Annotated in this window: 15 protein-coding genes; 7 read left to right on the forward strand and 8 right to left on the reverse strand. The window is 59.6% G+C overall.

What is annotated here, in order from left to right:
* The first annotated feature begins 67 nt into the window (after nt 1-67).
* From cobG to ACIOMO_RS14015, 7 genes are all read left to right on the forward strand, one after another.
* Nucleotides 68-1366 (forward strand): precorrin-3B synthase, encoded by a 1299-nt coding sequence (cobG, locus tag ACIOMO_RS13985; RefSeq protein WP_401241388.1) that lies wholly within the window; start codon nt 68-70, stop codon nt 1364-1366.
* Nucleotides 1359-1985: a precorrin-8X methylmutase gene (locus tag ACIOMO_RS13990; RefSeq protein ID WP_053116894.1), complete on the forward strand. Its 627-nt coding sequence runs from the start codon at nt 1359-1361 to the stop codon at nt 1983-1985. The genes cobG and ACIOMO_RS13990 overlap by 8 nt, the downstream gene beginning before the upstream one ends.
* Complete coding sequence (locus ACIOMO_RS13995; RefSeq protein WP_401241391.1) at nt 1982-2716, forward strand: precorrin-2 C(20)-methyltransferase; 735 nt, start codon at nt 1982-1984, stop codon at nt 2714-2716. Before ACIOMO_RS13990 ends, ACIOMO_RS13995 begins: the two co-directional genes overlap by 4 nt.
* Nucleotides 2716-4416, forward strand: a complete 1701-nt coding sequence (cobJ, locus tag ACIOMO_RS14000; protein ID WP_401241394.1) for a precorrin-3B C(17)-methyltransferase — start codon at nt 2716-2718, stop codon at nt 4414-4416. Before ACIOMO_RS13995 ends, cobJ begins: the two co-directional genes overlap by 1 nt.
* A 179-nt stretch (nt 4417-4595) precedes the next feature.
* Nucleotides 4596-5363: a hypothetical protein gene (locus ACIOMO_RS14005; protein WP_401241396.1), complete on the forward strand. Its 768-nt coding sequence runs from the start codon at nt 4596-4598 to the stop codon at nt 5361-5363.
* A gap of 117 nt (nt 5364-5480) precedes the next feature.
* Complete coding sequence (locus ACIOMO_RS14010) at nt 5481-6290, forward strand: hypothetical protein (protein ID WP_401241399.1); 810 nt, start codon at nt 5481-5483, stop codon at nt 6288-6290.
* Between the two features lie 51 nt (nt 6291-6341).
* On the forward strand, nt 6342-7022 hold the full coding sequence (locus tag ACIOMO_RS14015; protein ID WP_401241402.1) for a hypothetical protein: 681 nt from the start codon (nt 6342-6344) through the stop codon (nt 7020-7022).
* 32 nt (nt 7023-7054) lie between these two features.
* On the opposite strand, the gene ACIOMO_RS14020 is transcribed toward ACIOMO_RS14015, so the two are convergent.
* The 8 genes from ACIOMO_RS14020 to prmA form a co-directional block, all read right to left on the reverse strand.
* Nucleotides 7055-7651, reverse strand: coding sequence for a MarC family protein (locus ACIOMO_RS14020; protein WP_401241404.1), 597 nt, complete (start codon nt 7649-7651; stop codon nt 7055-7057).
* A gap of 47 nt (nt 7652-7698) precedes the next feature.
* Nucleotides 7699-10476 (reverse strand): hybrid sensor histidine kinase/response regulator, encoded by a 2778-nt coding sequence (locus ACIOMO_RS14025; protein WP_212549808.1) that lies wholly within the window; start codon nt 10474-10476, stop codon nt 7699-7701.
* Nucleotides 10477-10575: 99 nt separating this feature from the next.
* Complete coding sequence (purD, locus tag ACIOMO_RS14030; protein ID WP_401241407.1) at nt 10576-11871, reverse strand: phosphoribosylamine--glycine ligase; 1296 nt, start codon at nt 11869-11871, stop codon at nt 10576-10578.
* A gap of 149 nt (nt 11872-12020) precedes the next feature.
* On the reverse strand, nt 12021-13628 hold the full coding sequence (gene purH, locus ACIOMO_RS14035; RefSeq protein WP_053116902.1) for a bifunctional phosphoribosylaminoimidazolecarboxamide formyltransferase/IMP cyclohydrolase: 1608 nt from the start codon (nt 13626-13628) through the stop codon (nt 12021-12023).
* An 83-nt stretch (nt 13629-13711) separates the two neighbouring features.
* Nucleotides 13712-14032: a DNA-binding transcriptional regulator Fis gene (fis, locus tag ACIOMO_RS14040; protein WP_003221275.1), complete on the reverse strand. Its 321-nt coding sequence runs from the start codon at nt 14030-14032 to the stop codon at nt 13712-13714.
* Nucleotides 14029-15039 (reverse strand): tRNA dihydrouridine synthase DusB, encoded by a 1011-nt coding sequence (gene dusB, locus ACIOMO_RS14045; protein WP_053116903.1) that lies wholly within the window; start codon nt 15037-15039, stop codon nt 14029-14031. Before dusB ends, fis begins: the two co-directional genes overlap by 4 nt.
* Before the next feature lie 185 nt (nt 15040-15224).
* Entirely contained in the window at nt 15225-16511 is a 1287-nt protein-coding gene (locus tag ACIOMO_RS14050) for a DUF3426 domain-containing protein (RefSeq protein WP_401241410.1), read from the reverse strand.
* A gap of 30 nt (nt 16512-16541) precedes the next feature.
* The gene (gene prmA, locus ACIOMO_RS14055) at nt 16542-17420 is read right to left on the reverse strand and encodes a 50S ribosomal protein L11 methyltransferase (RefSeq protein WP_053116905.1); all 879 of its coding nucleotides are present in this window, start codon (nt 17418-17420) and stop codon (nt 16542-16544) included.
* Nucleotides 17421-17494: the final 74 nt, after the last annotated feature.

Raw genomic sequence — 17494 nt, forward strand, 5'->3', positions numbered from 1 at the left:
AATACCGCGCCTTCGCCCGTGAAGCGCCTTTCCCACGTAGCCGGTCTGCCCCTTGAACGAACGCCCGATGTCCACTGCCATACGCCCCTCGGCTTGTCCGGGGTTGCTGCGTATCGTCCAGGCGCTGGACGGCGGGATTTGTCGGATCAAACTCAACGGTGGCTCGCTCAGCGCCGAACAGGCGGATGCGGTGGCGAATGCGGCGCAACAGTTCGCCAGCGGCGCCATCGAGGCGACCAACCGCGCCAATCTGCAGATTCGCGGGATCGGCGCGCAGTCCTCTGCATTGATCGACAGCCTGTTGGCTGCCGGCCTCGGCCCGCGATCCGCCGCCGGCGACGACGTGCGCAACCTGATGCTCAGCCCGGCTGCCGGGATCGACCAGCAGATGCAATTCGACACTCGTCCGCTCGCCGAACAGATCCTCGACACCCTGCAAAACCATCCGCGCTTTTATGAATTGAGCGCCAAGTTCGCCGTGCAACTGGACGGCGCTGAAGCCTTGGCGATGCTCGAACATCCGCATGATCTGTGGTTGTCGGCCTTCAAAAAGGACGGCGAAACATTGCTGGCATTCGGTCTGGCGGGTTGCCCGACGGATCGTGCGCTTGGTGCGGTGGCACTGGACAACGGCCATGCGCTGGTGGTCGCGGTGCTTGAATTGTTCCTTGATCTGGCGCGCCCTGAGCAAACGCGGATGCGCCATTTGCTGAGTGAAATGACGCCAGCGCAGTTTCTCGAAAAACTCGATCAGCGCTTGAACCTGCTGGCCGCTAGCGATTGGGAGCGTTTGCCAGCAGCGGACAATCTGCACATCGGCGTTCATCCGCAAAACACCTCGGATTTGGTGTACATCGGCGCCGTACCAGCGCTCGGTCGTCTCGATCCGACAATGCTGCGCGGTGTTGCACAACTGGCTCGCCAGTTCGGCAACGGCCACCTGCGTTTCACCCCGTGGCAAAGCCTGTTGCTGCCCGACGTCAAAATCACTGACGCCGCCGAGGTGCTGCAAGGCCTCAAGCAACTCAACCTGCTGACCGAGCCGAGTCAACCGCTGTCGCGCCTGATTGCCTGCACCGGTTCCAACGGCTGCGGCAAAGGCCTCGCCGACACCAAACAGGACGCCCGCCATCTGGCGACGCTGCTGCCCTCGGCGCTCAGCGTGCACCTGTCCGGTTGCTCGCGTTCCTGCGCCGCCGCGCACCGTGCGCCGGTGACGTTGCTGGCGGTCAGCCCCGGTCATTACGACCTCTATTTTCGCGATGCAACGCTGCCGGGTTTCGGCGCGTTGCACGCACGCAATCTTACTATTGAAGCGGCCGCGACCCTGCTCGACGCCCGCTCCCGGAGCCCCCTTGATGCTTGATTACATTCGCGACGGTCAGGAGATCTATCGCAACTCCTTCGCGATCATTCGCAGCGAAGCCAACCTCGCGCGAATCCCGGCCGATCTGGAAAAACTCGCGGTGCGGGTGATTCACGCCTGCGGCATGGTCGAGGCCATCGACGGTCTGCAGTTTTCCGAAGGCGCGGGCAAGGCCGGGCGCGAGGCGCTGGCCGCCGGTGCGCCAATCCTGTGTGATGCACGAATGGTCTCCGAAGGCGTGACCCGCGCGCGCCTGCCGGCCAACAACGAAGTGATCTGCACCCTGCGCGATGACAGCGTGCCGGAGCTGGCGCGCGAGCTGGGCAACACTCGTTCCGCCGCTGCGCTGGAACTGTGGCGTCCGCACCTTGAAGGCAGTGTGGTGGTGATCGGCAACGCGCCGACTGCGTTGTTCTATCTGCTGGAAATGCTCGATGCCGGCGCACCAAAACCGGCGCTGATTCTGGGCTTCCCGGTCGGCTTCGTCGGCGCTGCCGAATCGAAAGCGGCACTGGCCGCCGACAGCCGTGGCGTGCCGTTCGTGATCATGCAAGGCCGCCTCGGTGGCAGCGCCATGGCCGCGGCCGCCGTCAATGCTCTCGCCACGGAGATTGAATGATGCAGGCTAAAGGACGTTTGATTGGCCTGGGCGTCGGCCCCGGTGATCCGGAACTGATTACCGTCAAGGCGCTGCGCTTGCTGCGCGAATCGCCGGTGGTGGCGTACTTCGTCGCCAAGGGCAAAAAAGGCAACGCGTTCGGCATCATCGAAGCGCACCTGCAAGAAGCGCAGAACCTGCTGCCGCTGGTGTATCCGGTGACTACCGAAGCATTGCCGGCGCCGCTTTCTTACGAACAAGTCATCAGCGACTTCTACGATGAAGCCGCCGAAACCGTCGCCGCGCATCTCGATGCCGGTCGCGATGTCGCGGTGATTTGCGAAGGTGATCCGTTCTTCTACGGCTCCTACATGTATCTGCACGATCGCCTCGCCTCGCGCTATGAAGCGCAAGTGGTGCCGGGCGTTTGCTCGATGCTCGGTGGCGCTTCGGTGCTGGGCGCGCCGTTGGTGTATCGCAATCAAAGCCTGTCGGTGCTCTCCGGCGTGTTGCCCCATGAAGAATTGAAGCGACGTCTGGCCGATGCTGATGCCGCCGTGATCATGAAGCTTGGGCGCAACTTCCCGAAAGTGCGTCAGGTGCTGGAAGAACTCGGTCTGGCCGAGCGTGCGTTGTACGTTGAGCGCGCGACCATGGCCAATCAGAAGATCGTGCCGATGGATCAGGTCGAGCCGATGTCCTCGCCGTACTTCTCGCTGATCATCGTGCCGGGCGAACGGTGGCAGGGCTGATGACTCACTCCACACCCGCCATCGTCATTCTCGGTCAGGCCAGCCTGGCCACGGCCCGTCGCATTCAGCAGGTCTATCCGGCGGCGCAGATCCACGGCCTCGCCGGGCGCGTTGAAGGCGCCGATTGCAGCTATCAGGAATTCGGCGCGACCTTGCGCGATCTGTATCAGCACAACACGCCGATCATTGCCCTGTGCGCTGCGGGCATTGTCATCCGCACACTGGCGCCGCTGTTGCTGGAGAAGGGCGCCGAACCTGCCGTGCTCGCAGTGGCTGAAGATGGCAGCGCGGTGGTGCCGCTGCTCGGCGGCCTCGGCGGGGTGAATGTCATGGCGCGGGAAATCGCTGCCGGGCTGCAAGTGACGGCGGCGATCACCACCAGCGGCGAGTTGCGCTTTGGCACTTGCCTGCTCAATCCACCCAGCGGTTATGCGCTCGCCGATCTGGAACTGGGCAAGCGTTTTGTCTCCGACCTGCTAGCCGGGCACAGCGTGCGTATTGAAGGCGAGGCGCCGTGGCTGGATCAGGCGCAACTGCCGGAAGATCCGCAGGCGCAGCGTTCGATTCATGTCAGCAGTGCTGAGCGTGAAGCCAGTGCCAACGAATTACTGATTTATCCGCGCAGTGTGGCGGTGGCGGTCACTGCCGACGTTGCCGATCTGCCGAGCGCCGTTCGCAAAGCATTGCAGCAAGCAAAAATTGCGCTGCAATCGCTGGCGTGTCTGGTTGCCGCTGACATTGACATGGCTTCGGCGAACTTGCGTGATGCAGCGCTTGAACTGGGCGTGCCGCTGCGGTTTGTCGCTGCGCAAACTGATCTCGAAGCATTGGCACTTAATGCCGTACCTTCAGCGAGCATCGTGACCGCAAACAACCTCGCCATCGCGATTGCCGAGCAGCCGCTGGACGTTGCTCATGTCGGCCGCCCACGCGGTCGTCTCGCCGTCATCGGTCTTGGTCCCGGCGCTGCCGAACTGATGGTTCCCGCCGTCAAAGCCGAACTGGCGCGTTGTACCGATGTGCTCGGCTACGAAACCTATGTGCGCATGGCCGGCCCGTTCCGCGACGATCAAGTGCAGCATTGCACCGACAACCGCGAAGAAATGCAGCGCGCCCGTCACGCTTTCCGACTGGCCGCCGAAGGCCGTTCGGTGATCGTCGTTTCTTCGGGCGATCCCGGCGTGTTCGCCATGGCAGCGGCGGTGCTCGAAGCGCTGCACGAGTCGGATGATCCCGCCTGGCACAGCGTCGATCTGGAAATTCTTCCCGGCGTTTCCGCTTCGCTGGCCACCGCCGCACAGGCCGGTGCGCCGCTGGGGCACGACTTCTGCGTGATGTCGCTGTCGGACAACCTCAAACCATGGTCGATCATCGAGAAACGGCTGGATCTTGCGGCCGAAGCGGATCTGGCGCTGGCGTTCTACAACCCTATTTCCAAGGCGCGGCCATGGCAGTTGGGGCGAGCGCTGGAAATCGTCGCACAACATCGCACGTCAGAAACGCCAGTGGTGTTGGGGCGGGACATTGGCCGACCGGGGCAGACACTGCGCACCACCACATTGGGCGCGCTGACACCGGATCAGGTGGACATGCGCACGATGGTGCTGATCGGTTCGTCCACCACTTGCACCTTTCCTCGCGCAACTGGGGGTGATTGGGTTTACACGCCGCGCTGGTATGGCGAGAAGCCCGTCCCCTGAACCTCCGCGAAACAGTAACTTTAAAGGCCCGTCAACAGTCATGTTTGCGGGTCTTTTTTATGCCTTAAGAAAACATCAAGTTAAACATGGCTTGTGTAGGCTGTGTGTGGGCGTGGTTTATTGTAACTAGGCCGCTGTCCCGGTGTGCTGCTTTAAACTGATTAAAGGATGTTGGATAAATGGAATTTAATAGCGGCGTGGTTCCCACGCTTGAACAACGTATCGATTTTGTGGAAAAAGCTGAGTTAACACTAAGAGGCAAACCTGCCAGATTCAGGAGTCTATCAAGTGCAGGTGCTGCGAGGGCCTCGGAAAAAGAAGGACAGGATGCGATATTGATCAATAACACGCTTTTGAGTTGTATGGAGGGTCTGAGTCGGGCGGAAAAAAAAGAAATAAAAAACAGTGTGCGGTTTGCTGAGCTGTTGAGTGATGAATTTAAAAATGAGTCAACTGATCTTGCCGGATGGCTGCAACTTTACTCTCGGGCGCTGAATCATGTGGGGTGGTACACCGATAGGAACCCGGGTGAGCGGGTTTATCGTGAGTTTTCCACTGACGCTTCGCAGAAAATAATTACCACGGTAAAGGAGTTGGGGGGAGATTTGATGTCAGGCCATTGTCAGGCCGCTTTTTCAGCATTGAAAGGCAATTCATCGAATCTTTCCTATTACGCCAGAGCGAGTCAGCACGGAAGTTTGTTTCAGATCATGCCATCGGGCCGCGATGAAAAAGGAAAACTGACGCTGGTATTGAACCACGCGCGCTTGAGTGCGCAGCGTCGGATCGATGGATTTCTTTTCTTCAAGTGGGAGACTGAAGCGGCGGTGTTGCGTCACAACTACATCAGTTTTTATTTGGATCGAGAAGCCTACGCGCAAACCAGAGAAAAGGTTGAAGCGTTAATTGAAAGTAGCGATATGGAAGAAATAGAACTCAGGTTGTGATGATTTGTTTTCCGTAATGTATTGTGGTTTTTTCAAGGTTGTAAATAACAGGTTGGATGTTTAACTTTGTGCTCGAGCCGGAGTGGCTCATTTGATAAATAATAAGGAAATTAGAGTATGAGCAATATTGTGACTGCTGACATGACCGAAGTTGAATCCCAGGCCTTCATTGATACAGCGCTGGAGAAAACGTTGCCGGTGCTCGCTCAGATTGCCAAGGGCCGTCGTGTCAGCCACCTGGCTGATCTGCCAATTGATATCGAAAAATTGAACGCCGCGATTCTCAATTCGACCATGCTGGTTTTTCCCCCAGGCATGAAGCGTCGGAATCGCAACATTGTGAAGCGCACTTACTTGTTCGCCGACGTGACCGCTCAGATCGCCTTTCCAGATGACAAGGATCGTGTTCAACGCTGGGAACACATGCTCAAGGGCATGAAGGCAATGGGCTGGACGTCGTTCAGCAAGGCACACATCAACTATGAGGAGACGTCGAGCGGGCTGACCATGTCCAATCTCGTTCTGGATATCGTCCAGGCGGTTATCGGTGGCGTTACCGGTGGTGTGGGCGTTGCCCTTAAAGCAGGTGCCGAGGCGGCCCTTGCTGGCCTGAAGGGTAATAAAGAGGCGTTGGCGCTATATGAAAGCAATGGCAAGAAAGGCGATGGCGCCAACTTCGGTGTAGGTTCCATCGCTCAAGATGAAGAAGGCGATGTTTATTTAGCTCTGGGCGGCGTTTCCTACTTCGCTTCGTCCGGCAACACCAAGATTGTCTTCTTCGATAAAACCCAATCGTCCGGCACGATCTACCAATCGAAAGCGGCCTTCACGATCTACGAAGACGATTACACACCAAAAAAAGAGGCGGCAGCAAACGCGTTCTATGAAGCGCTGGATGCCGCAGCAGAATTGGAATTCGGTATCTGAGTCTTTAAAAACCAGGCGCACTGCGCCTGGTTTTTTTTTGGAGTGAACGGAATGAATGGTTTGGGTTATGTCAGTGCGGGGAGTCCCTTGGTTTTCGAGGCGTCGGTGCCCGAGCAGATGCGCGAGGACATCCTGTTGTCCACGCTCTATCTGCAATTGACTTCAAATAAGAAATACCCGGAATTCAAGGACTTCAGTGCCTGGAATATCCGATATGCAGAGGCCATGAGGTACCTTCATTACATTGTAGCGGGGCGTGTCAGAATCACTTTTTCCTCCTCCTCGCCAAGCAAAACCGTCAAGCTTGAAACCATCATCCGCGAAGGGTTGGCTCCCTTGTTGTTGCCGGATGAGCATGGATACCTGGAGGTGCTGCTGCAGCAATTAGCGGATCTGCAGCGCGAGAGTAAAGGAATGAAGTTGCTGGGGCGCCATGCTGTGGAGGTGGCAGAAGATACGCTCAATGGTGAGCCCGTTCACCGTGTGAGAGTGCATGCCGGTGTGGTGGATAACACGGCAACAGTGAAGATGGTGACGATCAACTTCGCGACTCAAGAACCTGTGCTGGCAAACTTTTTCACGCAGCATTTTATGCTGAGCAACATCATTGGCGGCGTAGAGATGGAATACTTCTCTGCGCAACTGGACGAGGATTACGCCGAGTTAAAAAGGCAGTCCGTGTTCAAGGCGCTTGAAGGGCGTTATTCAGAAGAGGTCGAAAGGCTTTTTTGAGCAGGCAGTAATGCTCTGTCGACGCTAAACCTCTACGACACCAGATAGCCTTTCACCCCTGTAAAGATGATCTGCGCCGCCAGTGCGCAGACGAACAATCCCATCAAACGGCTGACAATCTGCAAGCCCTGATCACCGAGAATTCGCTCGATGCGGTTCGACAGATAAAGCACCACGCCAACCGTGAAGCTGGCCAGAATGATGCTGAGAATCGCCGTGAGTTTGTCGTCCCAGTGCGGCTGGCTCACGCCCATCACCAGCAGGGCACCGATGGTGCCGGGGCCGACGGTGATCGGAATGGTCAGCGGCACGATTGTCACGTCCTGTTGGACATTGTCTGCCTGCACCGCCGATTTACCCTGCGCCATGCCCAGTGCCGAGATAAACAGCACGCTGCCGGCGCCGATGCGGAACGCATCCACGGTAATGCCGAAGACATCGAAAATCACTCGCCCGAACAGGTACAGCAAGACGCTGGAAATCAGCGTGGCGGCGGCGACTTTCCAGGCCAGGCGCCGTTGTTCCTTGCGCGAGTAGCCACGGGTCAGGGTAATGAAGCACGACAACACGAAGAACGGGCTGTAAAGCACCAGCATCTTCAGGTAAACGCTGAACAACACGTGGAGCATGGTGCTGGCTCACTGGCGAGGGTAGTCGTGGGGGAGTCTAACAGGCGTTACGACGGTTGGGTTGTCGCGCGATTCTGCTGATCACGCTCAGCCACCCAATGCTCGATCAACTCGCGCAACTGCGACAATTCCACCGGTTTCGACATGTGCCCGTCCATGCCGGCCTGACGCGCGCGCTCTTTGTGTTCGGCAAGAATGTGCGCGGTCAGCGCGACGATTGGCGTGCGGATGCGCTGATTGCTGACTTCCCAGGCGCGCAATTGTTGCGTCGCCGAGAAACCATCGAGAATCGGCATTTCGCAGTCCATCAGCACCAGATCGTAACGCTGCGCTTTCATCGCTTGCAGGGCTTCTTCGCCGTTGCTGGCGGTGTCCGGTTGCAGGTTGAGCTTGCCGAGCATGCCGCGAATCACTTTGGTCGAAATCGTGTTGTCTTCGGCGACGAGGATGCGGAAATCGCTCGGCACTTTCGCCGCCGTGGCCGCGGTGACCACTTGCGGCTGGAACACCACCTGACCTTTGTTGCGCTGATTGAGTTCGTCCGCCAGCGTGGTCTTGAGGGTGTAGCCGGCCACCGGTTTGGCCAGAATGCGTTTGATCCCCGAGTTGCGCGCAATGATCTTGCTCGGCGCGTTGCTGATGCCGGTGAGCATGATCAGCAGAATGTCATGGTTGAGGCTCGGGTCTTCCTTGATCTTCGCCGCAAGCTGCATGCCGGTCATGCCGGGCATGTTCTGATCGAGCAACACCACATCGAAATAATCGCGCAGATGCGCTTTGGTGCGCAGCAGGGCCAGCGCTTCCTTGCCCGACGGCACGGCGCTGACATTCAAGCCCCAGGCGCTGCATTGCTGCACCAGCACCTTGCGGCAGGTGTCGTTGTCGTCGACCACCAGTACGCGTGCGCCTTGCAGCGGACTGTCGAGGTCGGAGGTCGGGTGTTCGAGACGATCCGGATCCAGCGGCAAAGTCAGCCACAAGGTACTGCCCTGCGTGGCGCCGCTCTTGATGCCGAATTCGCCCTGCATCAAACGAATCAGTTGCCGCGCGATGACCAGCCCGAGATTGCCGCCCAGACGATTCGCCGAGAGGAAGTGTTTGCTGTGCAGTTCGGCGTGCATCAGCGCATCGCGTTCTTCCTGCTCCATCGGCGCGCCGCTGTCCTGCACGGCGATGCGCAGACGCGGTTTGCTGCTGCGCTCGTCGAGGGCGACGACGATCAGCACTTCGCCTTCTTCGGTTTTCTTCAGGGCGTTTTCCAGCAGGCTGAGCAAGGTCTGGCGCAGGCGGGTCGGATCGCCGCTGATGACGCGCGGCACTTGTGGCTGGATGAAACTGATCAGCTCGACATTCTGCTGTTCGGCCTTGGCGCGGTAGATGCTCAGGCAATCGTCGATCAACGCATTGAGGTCGAACTGCACATCGTCGAGTTCGATCTGTCCGGACTCGAGTTTGGAGATGTCGAGAATCTCGTTGATCAACGTCAGCAGTTCGTTGCCAGCGCTGTGGATGGTCTGCACGTAGTCACGTTGCTTGACCGACAGCGGCGTGCCGAGCAGCAGTTCAGTCATGCCCAGCACACCGTTCATTGGCGTGCGGATTTCGTGGCTGATCTTGGCGAGGAATTCGGCTTTGGCGTTGATCTCGGCGTTGCTCGCGGCGAGGTCGCGGCTGACGCTGAAACGGCTTTCAGTGATGCTGCGCTGACGCTCGCCGAGGGCGATGCTCATCAACAGACCGCTGACGCAGATGAACGCCATCAGCGTCATGATCAAGCCTTGCGGCGACACCAGTGTCAGCCCCAGCAGCGCCGGCAAAATAATCAGCGTGCCGATGTTGAACACCACCATGGCCGCCACGAACAGGCGCGCCGGGCGATAACCTTTTTGCCAGTGATAGACGCCGACGAACAACATGCTCAGACCGGCGAGTGCCACCAATGCGTAGGTGATGATGTTCAGCGGCAGTGTATTGACGAACAACAGCAGCAGGCTGCAGATGACAATGAACAGGATGTCGGCCATCAGCAGCTTGTTCAGCGGGTGCGGGCCGAGCGGGCCGAAGAAGCGATAAGCAAACATCAAACCGGCGGGGGCGGTCAGCAGCAGCGCCAGATAAGCGCCCGGTGTCTGGATCGCGTGCCAGTTCGGCAGCCAGGGCCCGAGCAGATTGAGCAAGAGCAACAGGCTCAGGCCCAGCAGACCTTCGCAAACCGCCAGCCACAAGCTGCTGCGTGAACGCGAATAGCTGTAACGCACCACGTTATGCAGCAGGAGCATGGCGAGGCAGCCGAACAGCAAACCGAAAATCAGCGAATGGTTTTGATTGGCCGCGCTCATCACGGCCGATTGCAGGGTGATGTGCGGACGCAATTGATGGTCGGAGACCATCCGCAAATAAACGTCGAGGGGTTTGTCGCTTTGCGGCAGGGCGAGCATGAAGTCGCTGCTGGGCAACGGTCGTTCGGCCTGCGGTTGCTCGGTGCCGGTGTTGCGTTGCTCGATCAACTGGTCGCCGTCGAGCACGTACAGATTGAGCTGCGAGAGGTCGGGGGCAAAGATGCGCAGCACTTGTTCGTGCTTGCCCGGCGCCAGTCTGAAGCGCAGCCACAACGCGCCATCGGGCTCGGACGCGGTGAGGCGCTCAAGGTCGATGGGGCTGAATTGATTGGTGTAGCGAGCGGAGCGGATGTCGCTCAGTTGCAGATTGCCCTGATCGTCGAGCAATACCGACCAGCCACTGCCTTGTGCGGCCTGGGCCGGAAGCATGCAGAGCAAGGTCAACATCGTGACGGTGAAGCTTATGGCAATCCTGAGCCAGCGCACGGCGAAATCCCTTCGTAGGTTGATGCCAGAATATAACGATGCGCCGCGGCGGAACAGCCCGGCGAGGAACGGTATCCCTCGCCGGACTTGATGAACAGCTTATTCCTGGGTTTCGCCACGTTCACGGGCAATGGCGCGGTAGCCAATGTCCTTGCGGTAGAAGCTGCCTTCCCAGTCGATGGCCGCTGCCAGCTTGTACGCTTGCTGCTGCGCTTCACCGACGCTTGCGCCCATTGCAGTGGCGCAGAGTACGCGACCACCGGCGGTGACAACCTGACCATCCTTCAGCGCAGTACCGGCGTGGAAGACTTTGCCTACTAGCTTCGCCGCTGCGTCGAGACCGTTGATCGCCGCGCCCTTGGCGTAGTCGCCCGGGTAGCCGCCAGCGGCCAGCACGATGCCGACGCTCGGGCGTGGATCCCACTGTGCTTCAACCTTGTCCAGCGCTTGCGCCAGCGCGGCTTCGACCAACAGCACCAGGCTCGATTGCAGACGCAGCATCACCGGTTGGGTTTCCGGGTCGCCGAAGCGGCAGTTGAACTCGATGACTTTCGGGTTACCGGCCTTGTCGATCATCAGACCGGCATAAAGGAAACCGGTGTAGACGTTGCCTTCTTCGGCCATGCCGCGCACGGTCGGCCAGATCACCAGATCCATCACGCGCTTGTGCACGTCGGCGGTGACCACCGGGGCAGGGGAGTAAGCACCCATGCCGCCCGTGTTCGGGCCGCTGTCGCCGTCGCCCACACGTTTGTGATCCTGGCTGGTGGCCATCGGCAGCACGTTTTTGCCGTCGACCATGACGATGAACGACGCTTCTTCGCCGTCGAGGAATTCTTCGATCACCACGCGCGAACCGGCGTCACCGAAAGCGTTGCCGGCGAGCATGTCGCGCACGGCGTCTTCGGCTTCGGCCAGGGTCATGGCGACGATCACGCCTTTACCGGCGGCCAGGCCATCGGCCTTGATCACGATCGGTGCGCCTTTTTCACGCAGATAAGCCAGGGCCGGCTCGATCTCGGTGAAATTCTGGTAGTCGGCCGTCGGGATCTTGTGACGGGCGAGGAAGTCTTTGGTGAAGGCTTTCGAGCCTTCCAGCTGTGCAGCGCCGGCAGTCGGGCCGAAGCAATCCAGACCACGGGCGCGGAACAGGTCAACGACGCCAGCCACCAGCGGCACTTCCGGGCCGACGATGGTCAGGGAAACGTTTTTCTCGGCGAAGTCGGCCAGTTGCTCAAGGGCCAGCACGTCGATGGCGACGTTCTCGCACTTGGCTTCAATGGCGGTGCCAGCGTTGCCCGGTGCAACAAAAACCTTCTGCACGCGCGGATCCTGAGCCACTTTCCAGGCCAGAGCGTGTTCACGGCCACCGCTGCCAATGATCAAAACATTCATTTCAAAAACCTCGGATGACGCTAATTCTGTGGGGGCTGATCGTTCCCACGCTCTGCGTGGGAATGCCTCTACGGACGCTCTGCGTCCGAGGGACGCGGAGCGTCCCGGGCTGCGTGCCCACGCAGAGCGTGGGTACGATCAAGCAATAATCAGTGACGGAAGTGGCGCATGCCGGTGAAGACCATAGCGATGCCGGCTTCGTCAGCGGCGGCAATCACTTCAGCGTCACGCATCGAGCCGCCCGGCTGGATCACCGCAGTGATACCGACCTTGGCCGCGTTATCCAGACCGTCGCGGAACGGGAAGAACGCGTCCGAGGCCATCACCGAACCGGCGACTTGCAGACCGGCGTGCTCAGCCTTGATCGCAGCGATACGCGCCGAGTTTACGCGGCTCATCTGGCCCGCGCCGACACCGATGGTCTGACGGTTCTTGGCGTAGACGATGGCGTTGGACTTAACGTACTTGGCAACTTTCCAAGCGAAGATCAGGTCATGGATTTCCTGCTCGGTCGGCGCACGTTTGGTCACGACTTTCAGGTCATCAGCGCTGATCATGCCGATGTCGCGGCTCTGTACCAGCAGGCCGCCGTTGACGCGCTTGTAGTCCCACGCTGCAGCGCGGTCAGCCGACCACTCGCCGCAGGCCAGCAGGCGCACGTTAGCTTTCGCCGCAACAATCGCGCGGGCTTCTTCGCTGACGCTTGGGGCGATGATCACTTCAACGAACTGACGCTCGACGATCGCTTTGGCGGTCTCGGCATCCAGTTCACGGTTGAAGGCGATGATGCCGCCGAACGCCGACTCGGTGTCGGTGGCGTAAGCCAGTTCGTAGGCCTGACGAATGCCGCCTTCAGCGTCCGGGCTGACGGCCACGCCGCACGGGTTGGCGTGCTTGACGATGACGCAGGCTGGCTTGACGAAGCTCTTCACGCATTCCAGCGCGGCGTCGGTGTCGGCCACGTTGTTGTACGAGAGTTCTTTGCCTTGCAGTTGGGTCGCGGTGGCGATGCCGACTTCAGCCGGTTTGGCTTCAACGTAGAACGCCGCGCTCTGGTGCGGGTTCTCGCCGTAGCGCATTTCCTGGGCCTTGATGAACTGGCTGTTGAAGGTGCGCGGGAATTCGCTGCGGCCTTCAGTGCTCAGGGTTTCAGCGGCCTGGTTCACGGTGCCCATGTAGTTGGCGATCATGCCGTCGTAGGCAGCGGTGTGTTCGAAGGCCTTGAGCATCAGGTCGAAACGCTGAGCGTAGGTCAGGCCGCCGGCCTTGAGGCCTTCCAGCACGCTGGCGTAATCGCTGGCATTCACCACGATCGCGACGTCTTTGTGGTTTTTCGCTGCCGAACGGACCATGGTCGGGCCGCCGATATCGATGTTCTCGATCGCGGTCGGCAGGTCGCAGCCTGGCTTGTTGATGGTGGCTTCGAACGGGTAGAGGTTAACGGCAACCAGATCGATCGGCTTGATGCCGTGCTCGTTCATGATTGCGTCGTCGATACCGCGACGACCGAGGATGCCGCCGTGGATTTTCGGGTGCAGGGTTTTCACCCGACCGTCCATCATCTCGGCGAAACCGGTGTAATCCGCGACTTCCACTGCGGCAACACCGTTGTCGCGCAGCAGCTTGAACGTTCCGCCGGTGGAGAGGATCTCGACGCCCAGAGCTTCAAGCTCCTTGGCGAATTCGAGGATCCCGGTCTTGTCGGAAACGCTGATCAAGGCGCGGCGGATCGGCAGGCGGGTAGTCTGGTCGGTCATCTCAATTTCCATCAAAAGCAAAGGAAGTCAGCAAAAAAGGCGACCGTTTTTTACGCGGGCGCCTTTCTGGTTTGATTGAATGCTTACAGCAGATCGTACTGCTTGAGTTTCTTGCGCAGCGTGCCTCGGTTGAGACCGAGCAGCTCGCTGGCCTTGGTCTGGTTGCCCTTGACGTAATTCATCACGCTTTCGAGCAGGGGCGCCTCGACTTCGGAGAGCACCAGGTTGTACACATCCGTGACGGACGCGCCCTCAAGGTGGGCGAAATAATTGTGCAGCGCCTTCTCGACACTCCCGCGAAGGGTCTGACCTTCTTCGCTCGGGGTATTGAGGTGCTGTTTCAAATTCACGTTGTCGCTCACGGGTGCTGTTCCACTCACTAAAGTCTCGGTCATCATCGTCATGCGGCCACCCCTTCTTCGTCCCCTGTCAGGCTCTTGTAATGCTCGGCGAAGAACTCCCGAACATTGGCGCATTGTGTTTCCGTACCATCCAAACGATTGAAGTGGGCGCGAAACTCCTTGGCGCCCGGCAAGGTTGCGAGATACCAGCCCACATGCTTGCGCGCAATGCGCACGCCCATCACATCCCCATAGAAAGCGTGAAGTGCGGCCAGATGCTCTAGCAGTATGTGTTCCACTTCGATCAACTGCGGCGCCGGCAATTTCTCGCCCGTGCGCAGGTAATGATCGATCTCGCGAAAAATCCATGGCCGCCCTTGGGCGGCGCGGCCTACCAACAGGCCATCGGCACCGGTCGCGTCGAGCACGTAACGGGCCTTCTCCGGCGAATCAATGTCGCCATTGGCAAACACCGGAATCGACACGGCCTGCTTGATCGCGGCAATCGTGTCGTATTCGGCTTCACCTTTGTACAGATCGGCGCGAGTGCGACCATGCACTGCCAGCGCGGTGATCCCGGCCTGCTCGGCGATCTTCGCCACGGTCAGACCGTTCTTGTTGTCGCGATCCCAACCGGTGCGGATCTTCAGGGTGACCGGCACATCAACCGCAGCCACAACGGCCTGCAGGATCTCGGTTACCAGTGCTTCATCTTTCAACAACGCGGAACCGGCGGCCTTGTTGCAGACCTTCTTTGCCGGGCAACCCATGTTGATATCAATAATCTGTGCGCCCAGCTCAACGTTGGCCCGGGCTGCATCCGCCAGCATCTGCGCGTCGCCACCGGCAATCTGTACCGAGCGTGGCTCGGGATCGCCCTCGTGGATCATGCGCATGCGCGACTTGCGGGTGTTCCACAAGCTCATGTCGCTGGTGACCATTTCCGAGACTACAAGCCCTGCGCCCAAACGCTTGCACAGCTGACGAAAGGGCTGATCGGTGACGCCCGCCATCGGGGCGAGAATCAAGCCGTTCTGCAATATGTATGGGCCGATGCGTACCGCCGACATAGGACTTCCCTGAAGTGGGGCCGGATCATGAGAGTTCGAAAAAGGGTTGGCATGATACCCGCTCTCGATGACTGGATAAAGGCTGAATTGAACAAAATCTGAACAGTTATTCTGTTATTGCCAGCGGTTTGGTTGCCCGCTGCTCAGTCAGAAAACTGCCGTCAATCGAGAAACGGTGAAGCGATTCACTCGGGCGAGTGAAAACTCAGGCTGTAATTCACCGCTTTCGGGCCTGGATCGAGAATATCCAGCGCAATGTGGATCGGCGTCTGTGGTGGCATTTCCGCCAATCCTTCGAGATCACCGCTCAGGTATTCGCCGGGTTTGAACCGACGACTGGCAATCAAGTGACCGTTGAGGTCGGCGAAACGCAGTTCCAGCAGCGGAAACGGCTGCGAGAATGTCGCGCGGTTATAGATGATCGCGTCGACCACCAAGGCACCGCTGAACTCCGGATGGCTGCGCACCACCAGATTGCTGCTTTTAATGCGGGCGATGTCGACTTTCGACGGCACGGTGCAGCCGATCTGCGGGCAGATCTCCTGGAACCATGGCCGGTATTGATCCTGCCGCGCCAGTTCGTCGAAATGGTAAGCAACGTACTGAGCGCCGAGACCGCCCGCCGCCAGCAGCACCAACAACAGCCAAAGCATGCGCCGGCCCCACGGCGAGCGGCGCTTCTGCCAGTCGAGTTGCAGCGGGTCGTCGGTCAGATCCTGCAGGACTTCGGCGCGCACGCCGGGGTCTGCGCGGTCACGTTTTTTGCGCAACGGGGTGATCGTTGGCAGGTCGTCGTCTTCGCTGTCGTCGCTGGCGGAAAAACGTTCGCGACGGGCGTTCGGATCGATCGGGTCGTGCAGGCGCAATTGCGGGATGGCCGGCTCATCGTTGAGATCCACCGGTTCGAGCGACAACGAAGGCTCGGTGCGCGCGGATTTCACCGGCTCGATGTCGACAACTTCTGGCTCGTGTTCTTCGTGCTCTTCGTGTTCGGCGGCGTGCTCATCGGCGCGTTCGCTGAACAGAGTATCGCGCCAGACCGTTTCATCCGGCTCAGGGCTGTCGCGGCGGGCGCTCAGGGAATCTTCGCGTTGACGACCGAATTCGGTGGTCGGCTGGATTTCCCGTTGTTCGAGGCGGGCAAGTTCTTCGTCCAGATCGAGGCTGTCGAGATCAAGCTCGGACGCGCTCCACTGTTTTTGGCTGATGGCGCGCGGTGCGGGCGGCTCGATGATGGGCGGTGGCTCGATAACGGGCGCGGCCTCGACAATCGGCGCAGGCTCGACAATCGATGGTGCGACCGGCGTCACCGCGTCCTTGCCGGCGTGTTGTTCCAGCAGCTGTTTGGCCGCGTTGAACACTTGCAGACAAGAGCCGCAGCGAACCACCCCGCGGGCCACGCTCAATTGAGCATGGCTGACACGGAAACTGGTTTGGCAATGCGGGCACTGGGTGACGAAGCTGTCGGTCATGCGGCGATCCGGATTGTGCAGGCGGTCATATTAGCGCCGACGGCCGGTGATGCGCACCCAGCCATCGCGATTGGCGATCGGGTCGAGGTCGAAATCCTGCGCGTAAGCGGCGGCGACTTCATCACCTTGCTCGGCAAGAATGCCCGACAACGCCAGACGGCCACCGGATTTCACCAGGCTGGACAGTTGCGGCGCCAGCGAAACCAGCGGGCCGGCGAGAATGTTGGCGACCAGCACATCGGCTTGCACCTGCGGCAGATCTTCCGGCAGGTACAGCGGGAACAGTTCATCAGCGATGTTGTTGCGCCCGGCGTTGTCGCGCGATGCTTCCAGCGCCTGCACATCGATGTCGGTGCCGACCGCTTCTTTCGCGCCGAGCAACAGGGCGGCGATGGCCAGAATCCCCGAACCGCAACCGAAATCGAGCACGTTGCAGTCTTTCAGATCCTGACCGTCGAGCCATTCCAGGCACAGCGCGGTGGTCGGGTGAGTGCCGGTGCCGAAAGCCAGGCCCGGATCGAGCAGCAGGTTGACCGCGTCAGGCTCCGGCGCGGCGTGCCAGCTCGGCACAATCCACAGACGCTGACCGAAACGCATCGGCTCAAAACCGTCCATCCAGCTGCGTTCCCAATCCTGATCTTCGATGACTTCGCTGTGATGCTCGGGCAGCGGGCTGCCGGTCAGCAGTTCCAGATGGGCCAGAACCGGTGCCGGTTCGGTGCCGCCTTCGAACAGCGCCAACAGATGCGTGTGTGCCCACAGCGGGGTGGTATTGAGTTCCGGCTCGAAGATCGGCTGATCTTCGGCGTCCATGAAGGTCACCGACACGGCGCCCACTTCAAGGAAAGCGTCTTCGTAGGTTTCGGCTTGTTCCGGGCTGATGGCGAGACGTACTTGCAGCCAAGGCATGGCGGGCACCTTTGAAAAATATTGATTGCAGCCTAGCGGCCGGCGAGAAGCGCGCAAGTTTACGCGAGCGCGCG

Source organism: Pseudomonas sp. NPDC087804 (assembly GCF_044742965.1).
Taxonomy (GTDB): Bacteria; Pseudomonadota; Gammaproteobacteria; order Pseudomonadales; family Pseudomonadaceae; genus Aquipseudomonas; species Aquipseudomonas rustica.